The following is a 21,627-nucleotide window of genomic DNA, read 5'->3' as shown; positions in this document are numbered from 1 at the left end:
AACAAGGTGATAGGTATGATGAGAAGAGTAGAAGATCTACTAAAAGATAAAATACCATATGGAATATTGAGTAATACACACGGACTTAACGGTGATTTGAAATTGTATTTATTTTCAAATATGCCGGAACTTGTGGAAAAAATAACCGAAGCTGTGGCATACAATGAATCACAAAAAAAGTTTGTTATTGTAAAATTTTCAAAGGTAAGAAAAGCAAGTGACTATTTTATAGTACACTTAACAGGCATAGATACAATATCGGAAGCTGAAAAATTAAAAGGTTTCATAATTTACCTTGATAAAAGCTTTTTCCCAAAATCTAAAGATGGTGAGTATTACTTTTTCGAAATTTTGAACGCTGAAGTCTACGACAATGCTGGAGAATTCATAGGTATAGTCGAGGATATTATTGAAACCGGGAATAACGATGTTATCGTTGTGAAAAAAGAAAAGGAAGAAGTACTCATCCCAGTTATAGAAAGATATATCTTGAAAATCGATAAAGAAGCAAAAAAGATAATTGTAAATATGCCGGAGTGGTTGGAGTGAGAATTGGCATCCTAACCATTTTTCCGGATTTTGTGAAAGTTATCAAAGAGTACGGAGTTATAGCACAAGCCGTTGAAAATAACCTTTTGCAAATCGATATATTCAATCTAAGAGATTTCACCACAGATAAGCACAAGGTCGTCGACGATTACGCCTATGGCGGCGGACCTGGAATGGTTATGAAACCAGAACCATTTTTTAAATTTTTCGAGTATTACAATCAAATGTTTGGTAAACCTTACGTAGTACTGACATCACCGCAGGGTAAAACGTTAAATAACGAAATAGCAAAGAAGTTATCAGCTCAAGAAAGATTGTTAATCATCTGTGGAAGATACGAAGGCATCGATGAACGCGTTATGAAGTTCGTTGATGAAGAAATTTCAATTGGAGATTACGTCCTCACAGGTGGCGAACTACCAGCAATGGTTATTACAGACGTGGTATCGAGATTTATACCGGGTGTGGTAGAAGAGGAGTCTGTTAAAAACGATTCTTTCTACAACGATTTATTAGACCACCCACACTATACAAGACCAAGAAACATAGACGGTTTGGAAGTTCCTGAAGTGCTTCTTAGTGGTAACCATGAAGAAATCGAATTGTGGCGAAGAAAAGAGTCTTTAAGAAAGACTATATCTAAAAGGCCTGATTTATTTTTAAAGCACCAATTTGATGAAGTTGATAAGAAAGCACTTCTTTTACTCTTTAAGGAGCTGATAAAAGATGCTAAATAAAGTTTACACAGCGCTGATTCACTATCCAGTACTTGGTAGAGATGGAAGGATAATAACCACAGCAGTAACGAATTTGGATATACACGACATAGCTCGTAGTTCAAGAACTTACAATGTAAAAAAATATTACGTAGTTACTCATCTACCAGCTCAACAAGATATAGTAAAAAAAGTGCTTGGATATTGGACGGAAGGGTACGGTAAAACATACAATCCGAATAGGTCAGATGCGCTTTCAATAGTTGAATTAAAATCTTACGTTGAGGAAGTAATTGAAGACATAGAAAAGGAAGAAGGCCAAAAACCAATCATTATGTTTACATCTGCCAAAGTAAGGCCAAATACTATAAGTTACGAAGAAGGTAAAAAGATAATACTTAACGATGAGCGACCGGTTTTATTGCTTTTCGGTACAGGTTGGGGAATGCCAAAAGAATTAGAAGATATGTGCGATTACTCACTCGAACCAATTAGAGGAAAGAGCGATTTCAACCATTTATCAGTTAGAGCTGCGGTTGCGATAATTCTTGATAGATTGATAGGAGAAGAAGTAAGTTATTAAACAAACTAAACAAATTAAATGTGATAAAGGAGGTTATACATATGAGCATGGACAACATTGTTAGAATCATTGAGAAATCTCAGTTAAAAGAAGTTCCAGAGTTTAGACCTGGCGACACAGTTAGAGTACACGTTAAAGTTAAAGAAGGAGATAAGGAAAGAATACAGGCATACGAAGGTGTAGTTATTTCCATAAGAGGTTCTGGCATTAGCAAAACATTCACAGTAAGAAGAATTTCTGCAGGTGGAATCGGTGTTGAGAGAATTTTCCCACTTTACGCACCAACTATCGATAAAATTGAAGTTGTAAGAAGAGGTAGAGTAAGGAGGGCAAAACTCTACTACTTGAGGAATGTCAAGGGTAAGGTGAAAATTAAGGAGAGAAAATAAAATGCCCTCAAAAGACAAAAATAAAAAAATAGAAAAAAGCAAAAGTATATTTAAGGAAACGATTATAACGTTAATTTATGCAATCGTTGCAGCCACGATAATTCGGCTTTATGTATTTGAAACTATGCTTGTTCCAACGCCCTCAATGGTCCCCACAATAAATGTGGGGGATCGTCTTTTTGTTGAGAAGGTAACGTATTCCGCGAGAGAACCACAAATTGGGGAAATCGTCGTTTTCTACACGCCATTCCCTGACGAAAGAGCTCAACAAATGCTCCGAGCTTTTGATAAATTTATGGATTCATTCTCACCAAAAGAATTTAAAGGTTCGGTCAAATATGTAAAAAGGCTTGTCGCAAAAGAAGGCGATGTAATCACGTTAAAACAAGTGGATGGTAAATGGAAGTTGTTTGTTAACGGAGAAATTCCCGAACACTTAAAAAATGTTAATTACGAACCAGATGGTATATTTAAATATCCAAAGTTATGGGATTATCTTGCGCAAGCAAGTAAATTAAAAAACAACAAAGAACAGTACAGAGCTTACCTATTCACGCTTGCACAAAAAGAAGGTAATGAACTTGCAAATATCGTTTTCAGTATCTTAGGTGGACTTGATCCGGTACCTTATGGAATCAATTACGACGTTTTTGTGACAAAGTATCTTGAACCAAATGGTATAAAACTTTCAGATTATGTCTGGGAAGAGAATGGGCAAGTTTACGTTAAAATCCCAAAAGGTTTCTATTTCTTCATGGGAGACAACTCACCACAGAGTCTTGATGGTAGATATTTTGGTTTCGTCCCAAAGCATGCGGTTATAGGAAGGCCGATATTGAGGATATGGCCATTCAACGCATTCGGGCCAGTGCAACCTTTGGTTAAATAATTGATTAATAAGATCTAGAAAAAGGTGGGAAACATTCCCACCTTTTTTTGCTGAAAATCTCTTATTAAATTGCTTATTTAAATTACTTTTTTGCTTCTTCAATTACACTATTTAAAGCTTTGAAGAAATCAACACCGTTTTTCCCAAGTTCTTCAATTTGCTTTGATATTTCTTCATTCGACATTGCCATTTGCTTTGCTATCTCGATTGCTCCTTCTGGGTCAAAGACAAGGAGAACATTCGTGTAAACTACATTACCGACGTATTCTTCCCAAATCGCGTAGATATAAGTTCCGGAAAATTCGTCACTTGAAAACATCTCAGTTACGCTTTTGTACGTTTCCATCGCAATTGCAACTACTTGCTGACTTGCACCTTTTTGTTGAATTTGTCCCTCAACTAGTTGTTTAAATGTTGAAACCTTCGTATTGAAATATTCTGATAATTCTTTTAACGCGTTAACTTTTGCTTTTTCACGCGCTTTTACCGTATCAAATCCACCGCCAATAGACTCTCCACGAAATGCTAAGAGTTTCCCCTTTATATAAAGTTCTTTAACACGATTTTCCATAGGATTGTTTATGTAGACTATCTTGGCTTCTCTAGATATAGATTGAATTTTTACACCCGCGGCCGTTATCCATTGATAATCATCTTTGGATTTGAGCACTAAAAATATCAAGATACCTCCTACAATCAAAGCGGTAATTACGGCTATTGTTAACCAATTCTGAGATAAGAAGTTATCCACATCTCTCACCTCCAAAGTTATTGCTTAATCATCCTCTGGTATAAACTAGAAATACACTCCCAATTGGAAGCTTATTCCAGTTGGTCCACTCGTACCTAGGTACAAATTGTATCCAAGTCCTCCGTAAATTCCAAATTTTGGATTAAATTCATAAGTACCTACTCCACCCACAAAAACTCCGTAAATAGCTCCAACAAAGTCTGTGGTGTTTAAATCAAATAAGCCTATTAAGCTTATGCCACCGCTTACAATACCACCAAATCTGTCAACCTCAAGTAATTTCATTCCAACACCAACATTAAGATAAACAGGTGTGTAACCTAAGATTTCACCAATGAAAGTTCCCATGCTTGCATAAAGTGGTAAAGGTATCTCGCCACTTGCATCAGTCCAAGTTGTCACACCTAATCCAAATAAACCTGAGAACATCGATAATCCAAGCCCGGCGTGCGCCGGCAGCGTTGGAAATTCTTGCGCTACATCGTAAACTTCCGGCCTTTCACCATACATAAATTTCGTAACAACGCTTCCAGTCTCTTTGTCATATCCTGTTACCTTCACATACCCGACACCTGTCGCAGTCTCTACTTGGAATATAAAACCAACTTTTGCAAGCTTCGGATCTATACCTGCAAGTAATATTTTGTCTCCTTGAATGGATTTTACATAGGCTTCCAGTTTAAATATATTTCTCAACTCAAGCCAAATTGATGATGCCGTAGATTTTAATGCATCGGATATCGCTTTCTGAGATGTCTCTTTAGAACTACCTGTGGATTCCATCGATTTAGAAGCAAGTAATTCGCCATTTTCAATATCGTAAAGCTTTATAGTATACCTAGAAATCGCTTGATAACTATTTGTTTTACTACTCCAAGAAGCCGAGAGTTCAGTTAAAGTTAAAAGTAAGGCATATTTCGAACCACCCAATTTACCAATTTCCACCGCTTCGGAGACACCTAATTCAGTAAGATTTCTCTCTTTTAAAATTTTTTCTAAGTCTGCCCTTGGAAAGAGTTGGAATCTGCCAAGTTCAAGGGCTTGTTCCTCTAAAATGGACAGTAAGTAATCTACTTCGTCCATATTCCAGCCGTTTCCAATTTTTGCAGGAAGTATGACAAGCTTTATTTTTTCAGTTACTGTAATACCACCAGCAGCATTTAATATCGAAACAAGTAAAACTGTTAATATAAAGGTTATTAATAGTAATTTCTTCATATTATCCACCACCCTGAATTATTATTTTTAATTTACTTTGTAACTATGTACTCGTAATCGCTAACTTTCTTTACTTTCACAGAAGTCAAAGAGTTGAAGAATTTTTCCATTTCTGGCATATCAATGTCAATTTCAATTACCAATTTTTTGCCAGTATTTTCAATCACTTTCAATGAAGCATATTTTGCTTTTAATGCATCAAGAAGCATGGCACTGTATGCTGCCCGCTCCGGTGTGAATGTGTATCTGTAAGCTTTTGAAATTTCTACATTCTCAAAATTTAAAGAATTAATTATCTTTTGGATATATGCTTGGAAATTTGAAGAATTAACAATTTTCGAAAGTGCAGCTTGAATTGTTGCACCTGAATTCGTTTCTTCGTAATTTTGGGCAGAAACTATATTTCCCGTTATTGAATCGATGATTTGAGTATTTACAAGCATTCTGACTGAGTAAAGCTTATATTCAGAAAGATATGTCGACGGCGCGTTGACTTTTGTGTATATCAAGTATCTTGCAGCTGATAGAGCTGCATATTTCGCAACTATCGTTGAGTTGTAACCCAATTTGTACTGCTCTTCAAGTATCTTCTTTGAAAAATCTTTAGAAACGAGCTTTACTCCTGCCGATAGTATTCTTTCAATCATCATTGATTCAACATAGCCATTTTCATCGCCTTCTACTATCAACAGTGCAAATCCAGAAGGTGCGGTTTTTAAAGCGTACTCTATGTCTTTTTCAAATCTTGATTTACTTATTTTCGCATCAACGACTACGTAATAAAGGTTCTGATACTCTCCAGAAGCGGTGATTTCATAGTCAATTCCTGCCAAAACTCTATCCAATATGTAATCATCAACGGGAACGTTAAGTAATTCCTTGTTCTCACCTATTAATACTTCAGCCGCAGCTTTCTTGACTATCTTTATAAGTGCGTCTTTTGTTGCATTTTTTCTCATCGCATTTTGGTCAGTAATTATTTTTGCAGTACCCCCTGCGAGGATTCTTAGAGTGTCTCCCTCTCTTGTAACCACTCTCAGTACATCCGGATTAACACTGACTTTCCCTGGTGCCCATGTTGCGGATACAATTCCCGCTAGAGTAACTGTTAGCTTCGAATTTACCGATTTGACTACGCCTGAAAGTTGTGTAGTACCATCTTTCAAACTTATCAAATCTGGGTTCTCTGTATTTTCGCCAATAACCCTTAAAAGTGTTATTGTATTCGGTTGAACCTTTACGGAAATTGTTACCTGCTCTCCTATAATCGTTTCAGAAGGTCCTGATAATTCAATTTTTACATCGCTTAGATAAGACCTTAACGATTCTCTATTAATCAACTCCGAAGGTAAATCTATTGCCATCGCGTCGATTTCATTAATCATCTGTGCAACTTTTATAGCACTGTCTTTATCTACTATTTTTGTAGAATTTACATTGTTAACCATCATTGAAACTTGATTATACTTATTTTTTATACTTCCAACAATCATAGATAACTCTTCAGAAATTCTTGGTGGAAATTTGTATTTTCCAAGTATCGGTTCGTATTTGTCAACAATTCTTTTCGCTGTGTAAATCATCTTTGATGCGAGTAATGAATTTCCAAGTCTTATTGACACAAAAGCTTCAAAAGTTTGTCTTGCAACATCCGCATCAACATATGCTTCCGCTTTTGCATAATATTTACCTTCAACCGCTTTCTTATCGACTATTTTGTAAACAACATCCATAAACTCGAATTCCGTCTTTGTTTGAATTGTCTTTTCATATTCGCTCTGGAATTTTTCTTTAACTTTGTTATCAACTATAAGTTGGCTTAATTGGTCTTTCAATATTGCAGAAGATTTAACTTCAACGTACAATTGCTCTGACAAATTGCTTAGAGCGTTCTTTTTGGCACTTTCTTCCGCTTCAATTTCAGTTTTACCATATGCTTCACCGATACCTTTTATGTAATTAGATGGTATATTTACTTGAGCGGGTGAAGTTGGTGAAATTGGCTGTGTTGGTTGACTCGGTTGACTTGGTTGGGTAGGTTGAATAGGTTGCTGTACTTGGTCCGTTGGTTTGGACGGTTCAGATGGTTTACTTTCCAAAGGAGTACCTTTGTAAGCCTCTTCTATAACACTGTTAAGTGCACCGAAAAAATTCACCCCTAAGCTACTTAAACTTGAAATAGCTGAGTCTATCTCTGGTTGCATCTGTATATATTTCTTCACGTCCTCTGGATCGTAAACTAAAAGGGCGTAGGTTTTTACAACATTGCCTTCTCTAACCCTCCAATACGCATAAACGTATGCTCCGGAAATACGTGCTTGAGCAAACAGTTCGGTAACTCTTTTGTAAGCATCTACTGAAGCGGAAACTATCTGTTGTTTGTTCTGAGAAGTTGAAACACTTTGAAGTTGACCTTCAACAAGCTGCGCAAAAGTACTTACCCTTGCGTTTAGCATCTCCGCCAAATTGGAAAAAGCTCTAATCTTTGCCATTTCTTTTTCTTGGAGGGTTCCATTTCCCTGAGCTTCACCTACAAAAGTGATAAGTTGGTTCCCTCTCATTAATTGTGCCACGGCTTTTTCCTTAGCTGTGTTTTTTTCTATTATCTCAGCATTCACTGGTATTTTCTGTATTTTAACACCATCAGCATCTATCCACTTTTCTTGTGGTTGACCAAAAACAAAGAAAACTCCTATACCAATTGCCACAGCAAGTGCTAAACCCATGATTATAAATAAATTATTTTCCATTAGTTCACCTCCCGATTAAAAACAAAAAGTGGAAATAAATAAAATAACCCCCTGCCGCTTTGCAGGGGGCTTAAGAAAAGAAAATCATTTTTTCTCCATCGGCGTTCCCTTCGTTGCTTCCATCATAACAGAATTCAAACCTTCAAAGAAATTCACACCTTGTTTTGCAAGCTCATCAACTACTTGCTTGACCTGTGCATCCATTTCCACTATTTTTAAAATAGATACCGGATCATAAACAAGCAAAGAATAAGTATTTACAACGTTATTCTTAGAAACTCTCCATACCGCAAAGACATACGCACCTGAAATTCTTGCGTCCGCAAACATTTGTGTAACTCTCTTGTAGGCGTCTACAGATGCACTCACTATCTGTTGTTTATTTCCACTCACTTGAACATTTTGAAGCTGACCTTCAACCAATTGCGCAAACGTTTCTACTTTCGCATTCAAGAATTCTGCAATTTGCTGGTATGCTCTTATTTTAGCTTTCTCTTGATCTTGCGATGTTCCAGTGCCTTGAGCTTCTCCAACAAATGCAATTAGTTGGTTCTTTTGTTTTAATGATTTTACAGCATTTGCCTGAGCTTGGTTTATAAATATTACCTCTGCATCATTTGGAATTTGCCAAATCTTTACTCCATCAACTTCGATGTATTTCTCCTTAGGCATCAATAAGAAAATTCCACCCACTACAAGTACAGCCGCAAGCAAGCCAACGAGAACCCAAGTCATCATGTTGCTATCCATAGTGAATCCCTCCTTTGAGTTATGTATGACAAATTTTTGAATGACGGAAATTAGTAAAAAATAGTAACCAATTGTAAAAAAATATAAATTAAATTAGAGAAGAATTTCACTAAAATCAGCTAACATATATATAGACCTCAACAAAATCAAAATCGTTTAAAAATTTTTATATTTTTAAGATAATTTTTGGTTAATTCAAATAAAAAACCATCTCAACAACTACACCTTTCCCTTTCTCCGAAAGCACCACCATTTTATCTGAGAATCTCTTCATATTCGGTAGTCCCATACCTGCTCCAAATCCAAGCTCTCTAACGTAGTCCGGGGCTGTTGAATATCCTTCTTTCATCGCAAGTTCTATATTTTCTATCCCTTTTCCGTTGTCCTCAACTCTCACTATAATTCTATCTTCAGCGATAAAACAATAAAGTTCGCCTTCACTTCCACTATGTATAACAACATTTGTCTCGGCCTCGTAAGTTGCAACAGCAACTCTTCTCACAACATTTTCATTTACTTTTTTGTTCAAAAGGAATTTTTTCAACTGCGCAGCACCTATACCAGCAAGATTTACATCAAAGTAATCTATTTTAAAATAGAAATCGGCCCCTTTTTTGTTGAGTTCTTCACCTGTTATTAAAGACCGATTAAGCATATCCCCTTCAAGGACTTCTTTTCTTCGTTCATCGTGAAGATACAATAATCCAAGTCTTGTTGCAACAGCAGCAAGTATATCGTTTTTTGTAACTATACCAACGAGCTTTCCATCATCGTCTACAACAGGAAATCGCCCGTATTTATACCGCTCAAATTGTTTTATAACTTTTTGAAGTGTCATGTCTTTATGTAAACAAATCACATGAGCAGTCATGTGCTTGTCTACTTTTTCATGTAACGTACCATTCTCAAGGGATTTTATTATGTCTTCTATACTTATAATGCCGACCACATTTCCATCATCATCAACAACGGGAACACCTGAAATTCTTTTAAGTCTAAGAATTTCTTTAACTTGAGCAACCGTTCTGTCGGGCTTAACGTAAATAACGTCTTTATTCATAAATTCTTCAACTTTTATGTTAGCAAATACCTTTTGTACCTTTTCGAGAATTTCCACCATCTGGCACCTCACACGTTAGTTAAATTATCCTTACCTATCTTGTCTCAACCATTATGCAATTGATAAACGAAAATTGCGCATCTGAAAGCGTTTTTGAATATTCTATTAACTCCGGAGATTCAGCGCCGGGTTGGAACCAAAATCTTCGAAAACCACTTTGATAAGCTTTCTTCAATTCTTCAATTGCTATCTTAGGCGGGACAATAAAAACCAACAGTTCAACGTCTTTTGGAAGCTCATCGACATTTTTGTATACTTTCAGTCCATCAATCTCATCGTAATTCGGGCTAACAGGATAAACTTCAAATCCTTTTTTTCTCAAATCTTTTAAAACGATGTTCCCAAACTTATTTGGATTTGTTGTGGCACCTATAATCGCTATCTTTTTAAATTCCTTAGGGTTCATACTCATTCTTCTCAACCTCCAATCAAACTTCTCTCAAAATCATATATATCTTTTTGTATTGAAGACATAAAATCAATTTTATTGAAATCATAACCACCAAAAACAAGTTCTTTTAAAATATTTGCAGGCCCTTTGTCTAATACACCGTTAGAAACAGCGCGCTCAACTTCTTCGTACGCTTTTTCTGGAGTGTTTGGTCCCCTGTATGGCCTTGGTTCCAGCACAGCAACAAAATAATCAGCAACTTGCAAAATTTTATCTTTGAAAGTCATTTTGTCACCCTTCAGCCTCCAAGGATAACCGTTTCCATCTATTCTTTCTTGATGCCTTACTGCTGGCCAAAACCATGGTTCATCTTTATGATTACATAGTATTACGTAACTGTAATAAACATGCTTTCTCATTATATCCATTTCACTTGGTTCTAACTTACCATTTTTTTCAAGTAAATTAACTGGTGTCGTTATCTTACCTATATCATGGAAAAGCCCTGCTATGAAAAATTCTTCGCTGTTAAGCAATATTTCACTAGCAATTGCCGAGGATACCTTCGCTACCCTCCAAGAATGTTCTCTAGTGAATGTGCTTTTAGAGTCTATTATATACGATAGAACAGCACCTATTTCAACAACTTCGTTAAATGAGAGTTTAACATCCAACGTGTGCTCGTTTATAATCTTTTCTCTATTATATCCCGCCTTTATATCGTATAACATCCAACGTGTGTATTCTTCCTTCAAAACTCCAATTGCTGCATCGTAAACAAAATCAAAATACCTATTTTTTATAGTAGATAACGGTATAACAAAGTCATCAAAGCTTAATTCTTCATTATTAACTAGAACATATTTAGATATTTCTTCACTGATAGAAAGCACATTACCGAGAACGTCCTTTTTTTCATTTTCATTAAGATAATGTGGCATTGCGTGGTGCAAAAGAATACTTGCTGATAGGTCCGGATACATATTCGCAAGTACAGATATTTTCGATACCTCAAATGCAGAAATCAACGTATGATCTTTTGTAGGAGATTCGTGAGTTGGCACATCTTGGTTGATAAGAAATTGCTCATCAATATCATCTAAGACTATGCCTTTATGAGGAGTGATAACACCTATATCATGAAGCACTCCTGCGTAGAAAGCTTCCATTTCATCCAAACCAAGCATTTTAGCAATTTTTGAAGCTAGAAAACCAACCTGGAGCGAATGAATACCAAATCTTGGAACAAAGAGTATAGTATTCAGCAAAATATCTATCATCTATCTCACCTCGTTTAAATTATACCATAAATTATTTGTAAAAATATTCTGTAAAAATATTCAGTATAATAAAAAAGGGCTTGACTTTTTTTTAGCTTATGTTAATATATATTTCGGTCATAATAATTGTATGGCCCCATAGGATAACGGCTAGTCCATCGGATTCTCAGTCCGAGGGTCGGGGTTCGATTCCCCGTGGGGCTGCCAGTGTAAAAAATGGTGTTTGAGCAGCCCCCATAGTTCAAAGGATAGAACGGCGGATTCCTAATCCGCAAATGGAGGTTCGATTCCTCCTGGGGGCACCATAATTGGGCCGCTAGCTCAGCAGGTAGAGCACCTGACTCTTAATCAGGTGGCCGTGGGTTCGAGTCCCACGCGGCCCACCAGTTATCTTAGGGTTAATAAATATTTTTTAGGCAAAAAGTGGAGGCGCCCGGCTTCCCACCCAACGGCAAAATGCTGTTTGGGTATCAGAAAAGTTAAGTTTGAAAGGTAGAACTGTGATAAATCATAATGTGTTATAAAACAACGGGCGCTTTTGCCCGTTTTTATTTTTGCAAAAACTAAATTAAAAACCAAAACAGGAGGGTGAAAATTATTAAAAACGAAAAAGAAAAGATTATAAAGAACGAAGAAATTCCTTTCACAGAATTAAGAGTGGTTGATGAAGAAGGTAAAGCCATTGGTGTTATGTCGAAAACTGCTGCTATCGATTTGGCTAAGTCAAAAGGACTCGATTTGATTTTAGTTGCACCAAATGCTCAACCACCAGTTGCGAGAATATTAGATTATGGTAAATACAAATACGAATTAGCAAAGCGAGAGCAAAAAGCAAAAAGAAACCAAAAAATTATTGAAGTTAAAGAGATGAAGTTTAGACCTGTTATAAACGAGCATGACTATCAAACAAAGCTTAAACATATAAAAAGATTTTTAAGTGACGGAAATAAGGTTAAGGTTACCGTAATGTTCAGAGGAAGAGAATTGGCATTTGTTGAGAAAGGGAAAGAGATTCTCGATAGGATTTCCAATGACATTGCTGACATTGGAAGCGTTGAAAAAGAAGCAAAGATGGAAGGCCGTGATATGTGGATGGTTTTGAAACCAAAAAACCTTTAAAGTACAATAAAAATTTAGACTAAGACAGGAGGGATAAACAATGGCTAAGCAAAAGATGAAAACAAGCAAGACTGCTGCAAAAAGATTTAAAGTAACAAAAAACGGCAAAATTATGAGAAGACATGCAAACGCATGGCATAAGACAGGTAAGAAAAGACGTTCAACAATGAGAGCTTTAAGACTTGAAGATGTTATCGCAAAATCAGATGAATCAAGAATATTAAGGTTACTTGGAAAGAAATAATAGTTTTTGGTACTTTTCGCATCGATAAATTTATTTAACTTTTACGAATTCAAAAAATAAAAAAAGGAGGATATAAACCATGCGCGTAAAAAATGCCGTCAATTCAAAAAAGAAAAAGAAAAAGATTCTGAAGTTTGTAAAAGGTTTTAGAGGTGCATTGAGAAGAAGGTATTCTCTTGCTAAACAATCTTACTATAGAGCATTAAAATTTGCTTTTGATGGTAGAAGAAATAAAAAAGGTAACTTCAGAAAGATATGGATCACAAGAATAAACATCGCCGCAAGAAATGAAGGATTAAAATACAATGAATTGATTCACGGTTTGAAACTCGCTAATGTTGCGATAAACAGAAAAATGCTTGCGGAATTGGCAGTTAACGATCCAGAAAGCTTTAAAGAATATGTAAATATAGCTAAAGCAGCACTTGGAAAGTAAAATTGATATTGATTCTCAATAGCAAGGGGCGTATGCCCCTTTGTTTTTTAATAATTTTCATGCTCTAAAGCAAGGAGGCCTTAAAATGGAAAGTATAGCCGAAAAAGAATTAAAAAAAATTTCTATCATTGCAGTTTTCACAAATTTGATTTTGGCAATTATAAAGGTTAGTATTGGCTTGATTTTCAAAAGTATGGCCGTTTTAGCTGATGGTATAGATACATCGACAGACATTCTCACATCTTCCACTATGTTGATAGCAACAGTAATATCGAAAAAACCTGCGGATAAAGAGCATCCTTATGGCCACCAAAAAGCTGAAAACATAGGCGCAAAGATAATATCCTTCGTAATATTTTACGCAGGTGTTAGCTTGTTAATAGAAAGTGCTAAAAGACTTATAACTGGTCAATACGAAGTTTTAACAGGTTTTTTACCGCTCTTTGCAGCGATAATATCAGTTCTTGGTAAAACTTTTCTTTTTGCAATAGAATACACAACTGGCAAAAAACACAAAAGTCACGCTATGATTGCGGAAGCAAAAAATATGAGAAATGATATAATAATGTCAGGACTCGTTTTTCTTGGAGTATTTTTAAACAAAATAGGTTTGTCTTGGATGGATCCGCTTGTTGGTATAATTATGTCTGGTATAATAATAAAAGTAGCATGGGAAGTTTTTGAAGAAAATGCTCACGAGCTCATGGATGGATTAAAAGATGAAGAAATGCTTATATACGACAAAATTTTTGAAGCCTGTAAGGTTTGTGGCGCATCAAATCCACATAAAGTAAGAGTTAGAAAAATAGGTAATAAGTTCGACATAGATATGGACATTGAAGTTAACGAAAATATGTCTGTTAAAGAAGCGCATGATATAACAAAATGCATAAAAAAACAACTTTGTGAAACAAAAGATATATATGATATTGTTATACACGTTGAGCCGGAGGCAAACGATGAAAAAGAGCCGTTTGGACTTTCTGAAGATAATCATAGGATTAGCGGTAATAGTTCTAATTAGTTCAAAAGTGTTATCATTAAATTTAAACGAGATATTAGAAAAATCTAAATCTGATCCAGAATTTGCCTGGAACATGTATTTAATTTATATTTCTCAACTTTCCAACGAACAAAGTCAATATATAAACTCAGATGAAATTGACAAAGTTGGGAAGAAAATTTACGCGAAAAGAAAATTAGTACAGTACAAATTCGCGCTGGAAGAAGATATAGAAGGTCTAATTGATTTTTTAAAAACAAACGCAATAACTGAAAAAACAAAGTATCTACTTCTTGATATATTCGGTGAAGAAAGCATATCAAATTATCTCCTGAAAAATTTGAAAAACAACATTGATTCTCTTTATCTTCTCAAAATTATCCATATACCTGATAAAAACCAATTTTCGAAATCTTTGGTGGAATTACTTGAACAAAAAGTCCTGTCAAAAAAGTTTTTTGAAACTGTTTTACCTTCACTTCCACAACAAATAAAAGACGAGCTGCTAAATATGATAATAGAAGAAATTACAAATTTTGTGAAAAATAAAGACATAACAAATGAAGAAAAAATATCGTTGGCCAACGTATATAAAGATATTTTAAAATACTACCCTTCGTATAAAAATTCTTTTATTGAAAGAAGACTAAAATTAAACAAAAATATTTTAGTGTCTATATGGGAATTTTTAATTAAATTTTCGTTTAGCACATTATCTAACATTCGTATTTTAATAACAATATTGCTCTTAGTAGCATTGCTAATATCTTTTTCTCTACGGATTATACGATACAGGATATTCTTATTACTAGGATTGAAAAAGTTAGCGGCGTTGAGTTATAAAAAGATAGTCGAGAAAGACCCATTAAATGAAGAAAAAAGGCTTAAACTCGCTCAGTTATATGAATCAGCCGGTATGTTTGATGAGGCTTTGAATGAGTATAATTTCTTAAAGCGAATAAAATTTGAGTGAAGGTGAAAATTTACAAGCGATTTACGACTAATCCCTACACATTATTATTCGTGTAGGGTTTTTTGTTACGTACTGTGATATAATTTATAATGACTAATTTAAAAATACAAAAATAAATTTGGGAGTGTGATTATGAGTGAAAAAAGTGCCTTTGTCAAGCCCACAAATAAATTCTTCTGATATAGAAGTTGTTGTCGAAGTCCTAAAATCAGGAAGATTAAGTATCGGTAAATACACAGAAGAATTCGAAAATTCTATTCGAGATTTTGTAGGAGCAAAGTACGCAGTTGCTGTTTCAAGTGGGACAAGTGCATTGCATTTGATATTAAAAGCTTCTGGTTTTACAGAAAAATCATTGCTTATAGCTCCTTCATTTACATTTATCGCCTCTGCTAATGTTGCTTTATTTGAAAAAGGTAGTGTAGAATTTGTTGACATAGAATCTGACACTTTAAACACCGATTTTTCTCATTTAGAAGAGGTAATAAGCAAAAATTCTGAAAAATACGAAAAAATATATTTCATGGGGGTAGATGTTTTTGGGCATCCTTTAGATTGGGATAGGATTGAGGCGATTTGCAATAAGTATGGTGTAAAAATAATCGAAGATTCGTGCGAAGCATTGGGAAGTGAATATAAGGGGAAAAAGGCTGGATCTTTTGGAATAGCTGGTGCCTTTGCGTTCTATGCAAATAAGCAAATTACGACTGGTGAAGGTGGAATTATAGTTACAAACGATGAGGATATATACAAAATTTCCAAGTCTTTGAGAAATCAAGGTCGAGGCGAAGGTGAAGGTTGGCTTGCACATGAATACGTTGGATACAATTATAGAATCGATGAGATGTCTGCTGCCTTGGGTTGGTCACAAATGAAAAGAATAGATGATATTATAGGCAAAAGGGATAAAGTGGCGCAAAGATACAATTATTTGCTTTCTAACCTTGAAGTCAAAACACCTGTAGTAAAAGAGTATGTTACAAAGATGTCTTGGTTTGTCTATGTTGTCCAACTTCCAGAAAGCGTAAATAGACAAAAAAGAAAAAAAATTATGGAATATCTTGAAAATAACGGTATACAAGTTAGAAATTACTTTGAGCCAGTACATCTGCAAAAACCATACAGGGAGTTAGGATGGAAAGAGGGAATGTTACCAATTACAGAAAGTGTAGCTGAAAGAACTTTGGCATTGCCATTTTACACTGATTTGATACAAGAAGACCAAGAATACGTGGTCGAAAAGTTAAAAGAAGCGTTAGAAATATTCGCTTAATGTAATCATATAAAACTTGGTTAAAAACACGAAGAGGGGGATTAGGTGTGTTAGAGAGTATTTTGAATGTTGCGTTTTCATCTTTGCTTACAACAATATCAATGCCTGGTTATCTATACGGGGGATTAATATTTTTTTCTTTGATACCTTTGTTCTTTGCCCTTGAAAAAAAAGGACCTTTTTCAGCAGCTATCTTAAGCTTTTTGTATTTTTTTATATTTTCATTTGCGAATTTTCATTATTTGATAAATACATTAACTAAAGGGATGCCTGAGCTTTTTGGCAGATTCTCGTCAGTCACAGGTATTTTAGTTTTTATACTCTTTTGTGTATTAGAAGCTCTTCCTTTCCTACTTTTTGGATTTCTATATGGTCTGTGGAATGAGAAGATTAGATTCAGAATTTTAGAACCTATTTTTGTTGCGTCTGTTTATGTCATTTCAGAGTATCTTAGAAGTTTGGGAGATCTTGGATTCACAGGTGGAAGATTGAGTGACGCTCTTTACAGCTTTAAAGGCTTAATCCAAATAACACAGATTACTGGAACTTTGGGTTTGGTATTAATAATAGTGATTTTTAACTATGAGGCTTATAAACTTTTAAAAAAGAATAAGTACGGAATATCAATTGTATTAGCCTCTTTTGCAATAATAATTCTTGTAAACGGGATTATAGATTCAAAGTTGCCAATTACTATTGGTGAAAAGCCCGTTGTTTTAGCCCAAACAAACGTTCCGCAAAATGTAAAATACACTTATCCTTCCTCAACAATACTTGAATATTTGAACGAAAAATTTTCTGATTCACCCGACTTTTTAACAGTATTTCCTGAGGCTGTTTTCCCAGGGGAAGATATAAGAAGGAATAAAGAAGTTGAAGAAAAACTTATTCAATCTTTCAAAAATAGAACGATAGTAATTGGTTATCCAACATTTGAAGGGAACGCAGTTTTTAACAGTTTGAACATTTACACTAAAGGCGTCTATGTCGATAAATATGATAAAATAAAGCTTTTCCCATTTGTTGAAATGCTTCCTTACAAATCTATATTCGGTCATTTTGAATTTCTCAAAGGAATGTATTATTTCACACCAGGTACTTTAAAACAGATAAAAATCGATGGATATGGGAATGTTGGTTTTTTAATTTGCTTTGAATCATATTTCTCTTCACTAACACGTAAAGTTGCAAAAGATTCAGACTTTATAATAGTTTCCACAAACGATGGTTGGTATAAATCAAAAATAGCTTTAATACAACATTACACACAAACAATCTTCAGAGCTGTGGAAAATGGTAGGTACGTTGTTCAAGTTTCAAATACAGGGGTAAGTGGTGTGGCTGATTATTATGGCAATTTTCAAATACTGCCTGATGGAACAGTATGGAAGGTATTATATGTAAAAACAAATAATAAAACCACATTCTACACAAAATACGGCGATTACATAGTTATAATAGCTTTATTCTTTATGATATTTTCTGGATTGTCATCGAAACGAAAAAGTTCAATTTTTGATTAACTTTTTGATTAGTTTTTCAGACATAAATTATTTATATATCTGGGAGGTTTAAATAGTGAAAAACGTTCCGGCGAATATCGAAGCTGAACAGGCTTTAATTGGAAGTATTCTAATAGAACCAGAAAAATTGGATAATATTGTTTCAATTGTTAGCTCTTCTGATTTTTACGACCAAAGACATAGGTACATATTCTCCGTAATAGAACAATTACACGATGAAGGATTACCCATTGATATAATTTCTGTTTGCGATCGATTGAGAAACCAAGATTTACTCGACAAGATTGGAGGAGAACTTTACGTTGCCCAACTTGCCGATAGTGTCCCAACTTCGGCTCACGCTGAAGTTTATGCTCAAATAATACGTGATAAAGCTATACTCAGAGAACTAATAGCGGCTGGAAGTCAGATAGTTCAAAATGCTTATACAGATGTGGCCGTCGATGAAATTTTAGATGAAGCCGAGAGGCTTGTTTTCAGAATAGCCGAATCTAGAGCCACTAAGACATACATCGATGTTAAAAGTGCATTGACAGAAGTATTTGAACATTTAGAAGAATTGAGAGAAAAACACCTAAAAGGACTGGGTGGCCTTGTCACGGGTATACCAACTGGATTTAAGAAGCTTGATGAAATGACATCAGGATTTCATAGATCCGATTTAATAATAATCGCCGCAAGACCGAGCGTTGGAAAAACTGCATTCGCATTAAACTTAGCAAAAAATATGGCGCTTGTAGGCGAAGCATCGGTTGGTATATTCAGTCTTGAAATGAGCAGAGAGCAGCTTATACAAAGATTGTTATGTATGGAATCCCTTGTAGATCTCCAAAAAGTAAGAAGAGGTTGGTTAAGCGATGATGAATGGAAAAGACTTGTTCAAGGTGCTTCGAAATTAATGAAGGCAAATATTATCGTCGATGATGAATCAAATCTCGAACCGCGTGTACTAAGGGCAAAGGCAAGGAGAATGAAAAAAGAATATAACGTAGATGCGATTTTCATAGATTATCTGCAGCTTATGAACCTTGGTGATAGAAGAGATAGTCGTCAACAAGAGATATCCGAAATCTCACGCTCGTTAAAATTACTCGCAAGAGAATTAGACATATCTATTATTGCACTATCTCAGCTTTCAAGAGCTGTTGAACAAAGAGAAGATAAACGTCCAAGGCTCAGTGATTTGCGTGAATCTGGTGCTATTGAGCAAGATGCCGATGTTGTAATATTCCTTTACAGGGATGAATATTACAAGAAACAACACGTTGACCTTCCACACGAAACTGAGATTATAATAGGCAAGCAAAGAAATGGACCAATAGGTACAGTAACACTTATGTTTAATCCATCTTTCACAAATTTCTTTGAAGCCGATGCTTTCCATTCCAATTCATAAAACATTAAGCGATTAACAGTGAAAAAAGACCGTTGATGTGGGACAGGAGGTACTAGAATGATAAGAGCTGTTTATCCTGGTTCATTCGATCCAATTACATATGGACATATAGATATAGCTAAAAGAGCTGCAAAACTCTTTGATGAATTATATGTCGTTGTTATGGAAAACAAGAGAAAAAATTATACGTTTACCGTAGAAGAACGAATAGAAATGGTTAGAGAGTGTTTAAAAGATATCCCAAACGTAAAAATAGAAAGTTTTTCTGGTTTGCTTGTTGAATACACTGAAAAAAATAAAATTAACGTTGTTATTAGAGGTCTTCGCGCTGTTACGGATTTTGAATATGAATTGCAGATGGCACTTGCAAATAAAGAGATATGCAATGGAGTAGAAACTGTTTTTCTTATGACCGATAAAAGTTATTCTTTTCTTTCTTCAAGTCTTGTAAAAGAAGTTGCTTCTTTCGGAGGACCAATATCCCAGTGGGTTCCGGAGAATGTAGCTAAGAAGTTGTCTGAAAAAATTCAAAAGAGGTGAAATTATGGAATTAAATCACATGCTTGAAGATAAGTCAAATAAAGCATTAGTAAAAGCACAAAATTTATCAAAAATTTACGGGAATGGTCCGTCAAAAGTTATCGCTTTAGACAACGTAAACCTTGAAATATACGAAGGTGAAATTATAGCGATACTTGGTCCTTCAGGTTCTGGTAAAACAACGCTTTTGAATTTATTAGCGGGGCTTGATGTACCATCTTCTGGACAAATTGTCATTGATGGGGTAGATATAACGAGTTTAAGTGAAGAAGAAAAAACGAAATTCAGAGCAAAGAATATGGGATTCATTTTCCAATTTTTTAACTTAATTCCTGTGCTGAATGCAGTGGAAAATGTTGAATTACCAATGCTTTTGAACAAATATTCACTTTCTGAAGCAAGAAAAAGAGCACTGGAACTTTTAGAAAAGTTGAATATACTTCATAGAAAGGATGCTTATCCATCACAACTTTCTGGTGGAGAACAGCAAAGAGTCTCTATAGCGCGGGCACTATCAACTCGTCCAAAGATAATATGGGCAGACGAACCAACAGGCGCCCTTGATAGTAAAAATGCAGAACAGATAAAACAATTGATAATCGAGTTAAATAAAGAATTTAGTACAACATTTGCTATAGTCACACATGACCCTACTGTTGCACAAATAGCCAATAGAATCTTTAGAATGGAAAGCGGAAAAATCGTTGAGGTTATAAATAAATTTGAAAAATAAAAATCGTAGACATTTGGGGTGTAATAAATGGTTGTCTATTTGACTGGTAACTCAAGATTGAAAAAGGAATTGTACATAAAAGATTACTTAAATAAATACACTAACTATCAATATATAAAAATCTTCTCAAACGATGAAGGAAAGTTGGAAGAATTGAAAAACGCTTCAAAAAGTTTGGGGCTTTTCTCAGATGGAAAGATATACGACCTCGTTGATTTCGATGAATGGTCAAAGTCTGAAAAGGAAGAATTCTATAAAATTGAATTTCCTGATGAAAATGTAATAGTATTAGTTAGAACCGAAAAAGCTATTCAAAAAGACTTGAAAGACAAAGTAATCGTTCAAAATTTTGATAAGCCAAAGGATTGGGAAGATGAAAAATGGCTACAATTTATTATGGATAGTGCCAAGCTTATAGATGTGGAAATTTCACAAGAGATAGCACACGAATTGTTAGAAATTGTAGGGCCTGACGAAGACACAATAATTAGCGAGCTTGAGAAAATCAAAATATACTCACTTGGTAAACCTCATATCGAAGATATAGAAGATATAACATACAAGAGAACTGTAAGCAAATTAGACGAATTCGCTTACCTTTTGAGCGAAGGAAGGTTAGATGATGCAAAAAATTTAATTTTCGAAGTTAGTAATGAATACGAACCCGTTTTTGTCTTATATGCGCTTAGCAGACATTTTATTGAATTATTGAACTTAATAGCAACAGTTGAAAGAAAACATAAATACTCCTGGCCACAAATAAAAGAAATATCAAAACAAACAGATATACCTATTCCTAGAGTGACAAGGTTTCTCGGATTTAAATTTAAAGACTCAAAATTTTCACCAATAAACCATCTTGAAAAGTACACATTAAAAAAAGTTAAAAATGTGCTTGAGTACTTGTATTCAATGGACAGACAAATAAAATTAGGTGCTGACGTAAAAGTTGTTTTAGCAAATTTTATAACCTATTTGAAAAATCTATAAAATAGAAATTT

The 21,627-nt window shown here is 34.8% G+C and carries 23 protein-coding genes and 3 tRNA genes; 19 read left to right on the top strand and 7 right to left on the bottom strand.

The window, feature by feature from the left end; all coding sequences use genetic code 11:
* The first annotated feature begins 15 nt into the window (after positions 1-15).
* The 5 genes from rimM to lepB are packed head-to-tail and all read left to right on the top strand — an operon-like array spanning position 16 to position 3,126.
* Entirely contained in the window at positions 16-549 is a 534-nt protein-coding gene (gene rimM / locus AS161_RS00510; protein WP_011993822.1) for a ribosome maturation factor RimM, read from the top strand.
* Positions 546-1,286 carry a tRNA (guanosine(37)-N1)-methyltransferase TrmD gene (gene trmD / locus AS161_RS00505; RefSeq protein ID WP_011993823.1) on the top strand — a complete coding sequence of 247 codons (741 nt, stop codon included), beginning with the start codon at positions 546-548 and terminating at the stop codon, positions 1,284-1,286. The genes rimM and trmD overlap by 4 nt, the downstream gene beginning before the upstream one ends.
* Positions 1,276-1,848 carry an RNA methyltransferase gene (locus tag AS161_RS00500; RefSeq protein ID WP_011993824.1) on the top strand — a complete coding sequence of 191 codons (573 nt, stop codon included), beginning with the start codon at positions 1,276-1,278 and terminating at the stop codon, positions 1,846-1,848. The genes trmD and AS161_RS00500 overlap by 11 nt, the downstream gene beginning before the upstream one ends.
* Before the next feature lie 41 nt (positions 1,849-1,889).
* Positions 1,890-2,237 (top strand): 50S ribosomal protein L19, encoded by a 348-nt coding sequence (rplS, locus tag AS161_RS00495; RefSeq protein WP_164541378.1) that lies wholly within the window; start codon positions 1,890-1,892, stop codon positions 2,235-2,237.
* A gap of 1 nt (position 2,238) precedes the next feature.
* A complete protein-coding gene (gene lepB, locus AS161_RS00490; protein WP_011993826.1) occupies positions 2,239-3,126 on the top strand; it encodes a signal peptidase I in 888 nt (295 codons plus the stop codon).
* Between the two features lie 82 nt (positions 3,127-3,208).
* Here the strand turns inward: lepB and AS161_RS00485 are convergent, their stop codons facing one another.
* The 7 genes from AS161_RS00485 to AS161_RS00455 all read right to left on the bottom strand — a co-directional run bounded on the left by AS161_RS00485 (position 3,209) and on the right by AS161_RS00455 (position 11,386).
* On the bottom strand, positions 3,209-3,877 hold the full coding sequence (locus AS161_RS00485; RefSeq protein WP_164541377.1) for a hypothetical protein: 669 nt from the start codon (positions 3,875-3,877) through the stop codon (positions 3,209-3,211).
* Between the two features lie 45 nt (positions 3,878-3,922).
* On the bottom strand, positions 3,923-5,095 hold the full coding sequence (locus AS161_RS00480; RefSeq protein ID WP_164541376.1) for a hypothetical protein: 1,173 nt from the start codon (positions 5,093-5,095) through the stop codon (positions 3,923-3,925).
* 32 nt (positions 5,096-5,127) lie between these two features.
* Positions 5,128-7,845 carry an LPP20 family lipoprotein gene (locus AS161_RS00475; RefSeq protein ID WP_164541375.1) on the bottom strand — a complete coding sequence of 906 codons (2,718 nt, stop codon included), beginning with the start codon at positions 7,843-7,845 and terminating at the stop codon, positions 5,128-5,130.
* 84 nt (positions 7,846-7,929) lie between these two features.
* On the bottom strand, positions 7,930-8,595 hold the full coding sequence (locus AS161_RS00470) for a hypothetical protein (RefSeq protein ID WP_164541374.1): 666 nt from the start codon (positions 8,593-8,595) through the stop codon (positions 7,930-7,932).
* A gap of 190 nt (positions 8,596-8,785) precedes the next feature.
* Positions 8,786-9,715, bottom strand: coding sequence for a CBS domain-containing protein (locus AS161_RS00465; protein ID WP_164541373.1), 930 nt, complete (start codon positions 9,713-9,715; stop codon positions 8,786-8,788).
* A 34-nt stretch (positions 9,716-9,749) separates the two neighbouring features.
* Positions 9,750-10,121 (bottom strand): CoA-binding protein, encoded by a 372-nt coding sequence (locus AS161_RS00460; protein ID WP_041257100.1) that lies wholly within the window; start codon positions 10,119-10,121, stop codon positions 9,750-9,752.
* 11 nt (positions 10,122-10,132) lie between these two features.
* Positions 10,133-11,386, bottom strand: a complete 1,254-nt coding sequence (locus tag AS161_RS00455; protein ID WP_164541372.1) for an HD domain-containing protein — start codon at positions 11,384-11,386, stop codon at positions 10,133-10,135.
* A gap of 132 nt (positions 11,387-11,518) precedes the next feature.
* On the opposite strand from AS161_RS00455, the gene AS161_RS00450 reads away from it, so the two are divergent.
* The 14 genes from AS161_RS00450 to AS161_RS00385 all read left to right on the top strand — a co-directional run bounded on the left by AS161_RS00450 (position 11,519) and on the right by AS161_RS00385 (position 21,616).
* A tRNA-Glu gene (locus AS161_RS00450) sits at positions 11,519-11,593 on the top strand.
* Positions 11,594-11,616: 23 nt separating this feature from the next.
* Positions 11,617-11,691, top strand: a tRNA-Arg gene (locus AS161_RS00445).
* A gap of 5 nt (positions 11,692-11,696) precedes the next feature.
* Positions 11,697-11,772, top strand: a tRNA-Lys gene (locus AS161_RS00440).
* Positions 11,773-11,974: 202 nt separating this feature from the next.
* The gene (gene infC / locus AS161_RS00435) at positions 11,975-12,505 is read left to right on the top strand and encodes a translation initiation factor IF-3 (RefSeq protein WP_241241291.1); all 531 of its coding nucleotides are present in this window, start codon (positions 11,975-11,977) and stop codon (positions 12,503-12,505) included.
* 40 nt (positions 12,506-12,545) lie between these two features.
* On the top strand, positions 12,546-12,749 hold the full coding sequence (gene rpmI, locus AS161_RS00430; RefSeq protein ID WP_011993835.1) for a 50S ribosomal protein L35: 204 nt from the start codon (positions 12,546-12,548) through the stop codon (positions 12,747-12,749).
* A 79-nt stretch (positions 12,750-12,828) separates the two neighbouring features.
* Entirely contained in the window at positions 12,829-13,185 is a 357-nt protein-coding gene (gene rplT / locus AS161_RS00425) for a 50S ribosomal protein L20 (RefSeq protein WP_164541371.1), read from the top strand.
* Positions 13,186-13,270: 85 nt separating this feature from the next.
* On the top strand, positions 13,271-14,209 hold the full coding sequence (locus AS161_RS00420; RefSeq protein WP_164541370.1) for a cation diffusion facilitator family transporter: 939 nt from the start codon (positions 13,271-13,273) through the stop codon (positions 14,207-14,209).
* The gene (locus tag AS161_RS00415) at positions 14,145-15,161 is read left to right on the top strand and encodes a hypothetical protein (RefSeq protein ID WP_164541369.1); all 1,017 of its coding nucleotides are present in this window, start codon (positions 14,145-14,147) and stop codon (positions 15,159-15,161) included. Before AS161_RS00420 ends, AS161_RS00415 begins: the two co-directional genes overlap by 65 nt.
* A gap of 136 nt (positions 15,162-15,297) precedes the next feature.
* Positions 15,298-16,434: a DegT/DnrJ/EryC1/StrS family aminotransferase gene (locus tag AS161_RS00410; protein WP_164541368.1), complete on the top strand. Its 1,137-nt coding sequence runs from the start codon at positions 15,298-15,300 to the stop codon at positions 16,432-16,434.
* Positions 16,435-16,481: 47 nt separating this feature from the next.
* Entirely contained in the window at positions 16,482-17,957 is a 1,476-nt protein-coding gene (gene lnt / locus AS161_RS00405) for an apolipoprotein N-acyltransferase (RefSeq protein ID WP_164541367.1), read from the top strand.
* A 55-nt stretch (positions 17,958-18,012) separates the two neighbouring features.
* On the top strand, positions 18,013-19,353 hold the full coding sequence (gene dnaB / locus AS161_RS00400) for a replicative DNA helicase (protein WP_164541366.1): 1,341 nt from the start codon (positions 18,013-18,015) through the stop codon (positions 19,351-19,353).
* Positions 19,354-19,413: 60 nt separating this feature from the next.
* Positions 19,414-19,893, top strand: coding sequence for a pantetheine-phosphate adenylyltransferase (gene coaD, locus AS161_RS00395; protein ID WP_041257103.1), 480 nt, complete (start codon positions 19,414-19,416; stop codon positions 19,891-19,893).
* Between the two features lie 4 nt (positions 19,894-19,897).
* Positions 19,898-20,626, top strand: coding sequence for an ABC transporter ATP-binding protein (locus AS161_RS00390; RefSeq protein WP_206518736.1), 729 nt, complete (start codon positions 19,898-19,900; stop codon positions 20,624-20,626).
* Between the two features lie 27 nt (positions 20,627-20,653).
* Positions 20,654-21,616, top strand: a complete 963-nt coding sequence (locus AS161_RS00385) for a DNA polymerase III subunit delta (protein ID WP_164541365.1) — start codon at positions 20,654-20,656, stop codon at positions 21,614-21,616.
* The last annotated feature ends 11 nt before the right edge of the window (positions 21,617-21,627 follow it).

This window comes from Fervidobacterium sp. 2310opik-2 (assembly GCF_011057735.1).
Classification (GTDB): Bacteria; Thermotogota; Thermotogae; order Thermotogales; family Fervidobacteriaceae; genus Fervidobacterium; species Fervidobacterium nodosum.
The sequence above is the reverse complement of the archived record's forward strand: the minus strand, read 5'-3'. Positions and strand labels throughout refer to the sequence as shown.